This window comes from Pseudomonas sp. HMSC066A08 (assembly GCF_001813025.1).
GTDB classification, from domain to species: Bacteria; Pseudomonadota; Gammaproteobacteria; order Pseudomonadales; family Pseudomonadaceae; genus Pseudomonas; species Pseudomonas aeruginosa.
Genome location: NZ_KV811329.1, coordinates 81,159 through 86,068, shown reverse-complemented (window position 1 = coordinate 86,068; position 4,910 = coordinate 81,159). Strand labels below are relative to the sequence as shown.

Below are 4,910 nucleotides of genomic sequence, written 5' to 3'. Positions count from 1 at the left end.
GCAGCGACATGTGGTTGACGATGTGCAGCATCGCGGTGGTCAGGATGAACGAGCCGAAGAACCAGTTGCCGACATAGATGTGCCTGACCTTGCGCTTGATCAGGGTGCCGAAGAACACCACCGCGTAGGCGACCCAGACGATCGCCAGCCAGATCGCGCCGGTGAACTCGATCTCGGCGTATTCCTTGGTGGTGGTGTTGCCCAGCGGCAGGCTGACCAGCAGGATCACCGCTACCGCCTGCCAGCCCCAGAAGGTGAAGGCGGCCAGGGTATCGGAGAACAGTCGTACCTGGCAGGTGCGCTGCACCGTGTAGTAGCTGGTGGCGAACAGCGCGCAGCCGCCGAAGGCGAAGATCACCAGGTTGGTATGCAGTGGCCGCAGGCGGCCGAAGCTGGTCCAGGGCAGGTCGAAGTTCATCTGGGGCCAGACCAGCTGCGAGGCGATGAGTACGCCCAACCCCATGCCGATCACGCCCCATACCACGGTCATGATGGCGAACTGGCGAACCACCTTGTAGTTGTAGGCAGGTTCCGTCGTTGCTTTGTTCATCTGTACAGTCCCGAAAGAAATGAACAGCCGGCGACCGCCGTCGAGGGGGGAGACGGGGCGCCGGCCGGAGCCTGCAATCTAAGGGCTGGGGCAGGGGTAAAACAGCTTCAGGTCGATATGGAATTTGGGTATCAGATGGGGCGGGAGAATGCGTTCGCGCAGGGCGGCGGCGCATACCGGGATGGGGGACGCGAGCCGATCATGGCGGATAACCGCGCGCGGTTATCCGTCCTGCTCCGGGGTGGCTTTCCGTCTGCGGGGCGTCATCCCGCCAGCGACTGGGCGATCCGCCCGAGTGTCTCCATCGCCTTCTCCTGCCGCGCGCTCCACGGGTGCCCGTAGTTGAGCCGGGCGCAATGGGCGAAGCGGCGGGTGGCGGAGAAGATCGGCCCCGGGGCGAGGCTGATGCCCTGGGCCAGGGCCAGTTGGAACAGGCGCAGCGAGTCGACCGCCTCGGGCAACTCCAGCCAGAGGAAGTAGCCGCCGCTGGGACGGCTGACCCGGGTCTGCTCGGGGAAGTAGCGCGCCACCGCCGCGAGCATGGCGTTCTGCTGGGTCTCCAGGGCGTAGCGCAGCTTGCGCAGATGGCGGTCGTAGCCGCCATGCTGGAGATAGTCGGCGATGGCCGCCTGGGCCGGGATCGACGCCGACAGGCTGGTCATCAGCTTCAATCGCTCGATCTGCTCGGCGTAGCGTCCTCCGGCCACCCAGCCGACCCGGTAACCCGGCGCCAGGCTCTTGGAGAAGGAACTGCAATGCATCACCAGGCCTTCCTGGTCGTAGGCCTTGACCGGCTTCGGCGCCTGCTGGCCGAAGTACAGCTCGGCGTAGACGTCATCCTCGATCATCGGCACCTGGTGGCGCGCCAGCAGCTCGGCGAGGGCGCGTTTCTTGTCGTCGTCCATGCTCGCGCCCATCGGGTTCTGGAAGTTGCTCATGAACCAGCAGGCCTTGATCGGCAGGCGCTCCAGGCTGTCGGCGAGCACTTCCAGGTCGATGCCTTCGCGCGGGTGCACAGGGATTTCCACCGCCTTCAGCTTCAGCCGTTCCAGCACCTGCAGGGTGGCGTAGAACGCCGGCGCTTCGATGGCCACCAGGTCGCCGGGACGGGTGACCACCTGCAGGCAGAGGTTGAGCGCTTCCAGCGCGCCGTTGCTGATGACCAACTCTTCCACCGGCAGCAGCAGGCCGCCGACCATGTAGCGCAGGGCGATCTGGCGGCGCAGGCCATGGTTGCCCGGCGTCATGTCGGCGACCACCGACTGCGGGTCCATGTCGCGCACCGCGTGGGCCATCGAGCGCGCCAGGCGCGGCAGGGGAAACAGTTGCGGACTGGGGAACGCCGAGCCGAAGGGTACGGTGTCCGGATCCTTGATCGAACTGAGTACGGAGAACACCAGTTCGCTGACGTCGACCTCGGTGGCGTCGGCCTGGCGCGGGCTGATCTCCGGTTCCGGCAGCGGCCGCCGCACGTGCTGGCAGACGAAGTAGCCGGAGCGTGCGCGGGCCATGATCAGCCCACGGCTTTCCAGCAGGTAGTAGGCCTGGAAAACGGTGGAAGCGCTGACCCCGTAGGTACGGCTGGCGTGCCGTACCGAGGGCACCTTCTGCCCGGGGGCGAGGACGCCGGTGCGGATCAGCTCGGCAATCTCGTCGGCGAATTTCTCGTAGCGCTTCATCTTGTCCTGGCCGCTGTCCTGGCTGGCCGTGGGCACGGCCGCTGGCGCCCACTCTATGCGCGCCGGGACCGTGTTGTCATGCCTCATCGCGGCCTCCTCAGCGCGCCGGCGAAACGAAGGTGCTGGTGCTGCCGACCGCCAGGCTCGGGTCGTCGATGCCGCGCAGGCTGAACGCCAGCGGTTGCGAGCCGGCCCTGGCGCGTTCGGCGGTGGAGGCCACCGACACCGGGAAGTCGAGGATCTCGCCGGGCTTCAGGCTCAGGGTGTGCTCGCCCTGCAGGCGGAACTCCGGCGCGTCGTCGAGTTGCAGGCGGTAGCGCTGCGGCTGCTGGGTCTTGTTGATGACCTTGAGGGTGTAGATGTTCTCGATCTGTCCGGCGGCGTTCTCGCGGAACAGCCCACGGTCGCGGGTCACGTCCAGCGAGGCCAGCGGACGGGCATCCAGGGCGACGACGAAGGCGCCGATCATCGCCAGCATTACCGCCGCGTAGCCGACCAGGCGTGGACGCAGGAAGCGGGTCCGGCCACCTTCCAGGGCGCGTTCCGAGGTGTAGCGCACCAGGCCGCGCTCATAGCCCATCTTGTCCATGATCGAGTCGCAGGCATCGACGCAGGCGGCGCAGCCGATGCAGGCGATCTGCAGGCCGTCGCGGATGTCGATGCCGGTGGGGCAGACCTGCACGCACTGCTGGCAGTCGATGCAGTCGCCGAGCCCCTGGGCGCGTGGATCGCTGCCTTTCTTGCGGGCCCCGCGGGACTCGCCACGGGCGGCATCGTAGGAAACGATCAGGGTGTCCTTGTCGAACATCACGCTCTGGAAGCGCGAGTAGGGACACATGTGGATGCACACCTGCTCGCGCAGCCAACCGGCGTTGACATAGGTGGCGGCGGTGAAGAACAGCACCCAGAACAGGCTTTCCAGGTCCAGCTGGAAGCTGAACAGGTCGGCCACCAGCGGCCGCACCGGAGTGAAGTAGCCGATGAAGGTGACCGCCGTGACCAGGCTCACACCCAGCCACAGCGCGTGCTTGGCCGTCTTGCGCAAGAGCTTGGCGGCGCTCGCCGGACCCTGGTCGAGCTTGATCCGCGCGTTGCGGTCGCCCTCGGTGACCTTCTCGCACCACATGAACACCCAGGTCCATACGCTCTGCGGGCAGGTGTAGCCGCACCAGACGCGGCCGGCGAACACGGTGATGAAGAACAGGCCGAAGGCGGCGATGATCAGCAGCGCCGAGAGCAGGATGAAATCCTGCGGCCAGAAGGTCGCGCCGAAAATGTAGAACTTGCGCTCGGGCAAGTCCCAGAGCACCGCCTGGCGGCCGTTCCAGTTCAGCCACAGGGTGCCGAAGAACAGCAGGAACAGCAGGCCGCCGCCGAGGCGGCGGAAGTTGCGGAACAGACCGGTGAAGCTGCGGGTGTAGATCGGGCCGTTCACCGCCGACGGCAGCTTGCCGGGCGCGGGCGGCTGTTTCGACGGAGCGGCCGGTACGGCGGGCTCGACCTGGATCGCGGGAATTCTTTCGCTCATTTTTCGTAGGCCCATCAGGCTGGAGAGGCGGTTGCGACTATAGGAACCGGCTGATGGGCGAAACAGCGGCAGATCGAGCGGGAAAAACCGTATCAGATGGCTCCGCAAAGCAGCGGCCCAGCATTGCCGCGGGTTGCCGGGCGACTTCGGGCAGTACAGATATGCTGCCCGTGGCAACCGGTCGCAGGCGGCGCGAATTCGCCGCCGTCGGCCATCTGATGTGTTTTTTTCGGCGGAATCTGCCGCTGTTTCGCTGTCTGTACGCGGGCGATAGTGGGTGCCAGTGAACACCGGCCCATCCTGTCGCCAGAAACAGGGGCGCAGCCGGTCCCCGGTTTCTTCGCCACGCACCCTGCCCGTCATCGGTGGAGAAACCCTGTCGATGAGGGCTTTGCGATGTACCAGTACGACGAATACGACCAGGCGCTGGTGAGCGAGCGGGTGGCGCAGTTCCGCGACCAGATCGCCCGCCGCCTCGACGGCGAACTGAGCGAGGAGGAGTTCCTCCCGCTGCGCCTGCAGAACGGCCTGTACCTGCAGAAGCACGCCTACATGCTGCGCGTGGCGATTCCCTACGGCACCCTGTCGTCGCCGCAACTGCGCGCGCTGGCGCATGTTGCCCGCTACTACGACCGCGGCTACGGGCACTTCACCACGCGGCAGAACATCCAGTTCAACTGGATCGAACTGGAGCAGGTCGGTGACATTCTCGAACACCTCGCCGGCGCGCAGATGCATGCGATCCAGACCTCCGGCAACTGCGTGCGCAACATCACCACCGAAGCCTTCGCCGGGGTCGCCGCGGACGAGTGGACCGACCCCCGGCCGCTGGCCGAGATCCTGCGCCAGTGGTCGACGGTGAACCCGGAGTTCCTGTTCCTCCCGCGCAAGTTCAAGATCGCCCTCAGTTCGGCGGTGGAAGACCGTGCCGCGGTGCAGATGCATGACATCGGCCTGTACCTTTACCGTCATCCCGACGCCGGCGAGTTGCGCCTGCGGGTCTTGGTCGGCGGCGGCCTGGGACGCACGCCGATGCTCGGCCAGGTGATCCGCGACGACCTGCCCTGGCAGCACCTGCTGTCCTACGTCGAGGCGATCCTGCGGGTCTACAACCGCCACGGCCGGCGCGACAACAAGTACAAGGCGCGGATCA

4 protein-coding genes are annotated in these 4,910 nt (G+C 66.4%); 1 reads left to right on the top strand and 3 read right to left on the bottom strand.

What is annotated here, in order from left to right:
* The 3 genes from HMPREF2886_RS22100 to ccoG form a co-directional block, all read right to left on the bottom strand.
* Positions 1–550 (bottom strand): cbb3-type cytochrome c oxidase subunit I (locus HMPREF2886_RS22100; protein WP_177344461.1); only part of this gene is annotated, 550 nt, incomplete at its 3' end.
* A gap of 263 nt (positions 551–813) precedes the next feature.
* Positions 814–2,229, bottom strand: a complete 1,416-nt coding sequence (mapR, locus tag HMPREF2886_RS22095) for a GntR family transcriptional regulator MpaR (RefSeq protein WP_033969722.1) — start codon at positions 2,227–2,229, stop codon at positions 814–816.
* A 97-nt stretch (positions 2,230–2,326) separates the two neighbouring features.
* Positions 2,327–4,048 carry a cytochrome c oxidase accessory protein CcoG gene (gene ccoG, locus HMPREF2886_RS22090; RefSeq protein ID WP_083318602.1) on the bottom strand — a complete coding sequence of 574 codons (1,722 nt, stop codon included), beginning with the start codon at positions 4,046–4,048 and terminating at the stop codon, positions 2,327–2,329.
* Between the two features lie 105 nt (positions 4,049–4,153).
* Here ccoG and HMPREF2886_RS22085 point away from each other — a divergent pair.
* Positions 4,154–4,910 (top strand): nitrite/sulfite reductase (locus HMPREF2886_RS22085; RefSeq protein ID WP_139148419.1); only part of this gene is annotated, 757 nt, incomplete at its 3' end.

What these genes read in the sequence shown, in the direction of transcription:
- mapR (WP_033969722.1), bottom strand. Translation starts at nt 2,229, where the DNA reads ATGAAGCGCTACGAGAAATTCGCCGACGAGATTGCCGAGCTGATCCGC.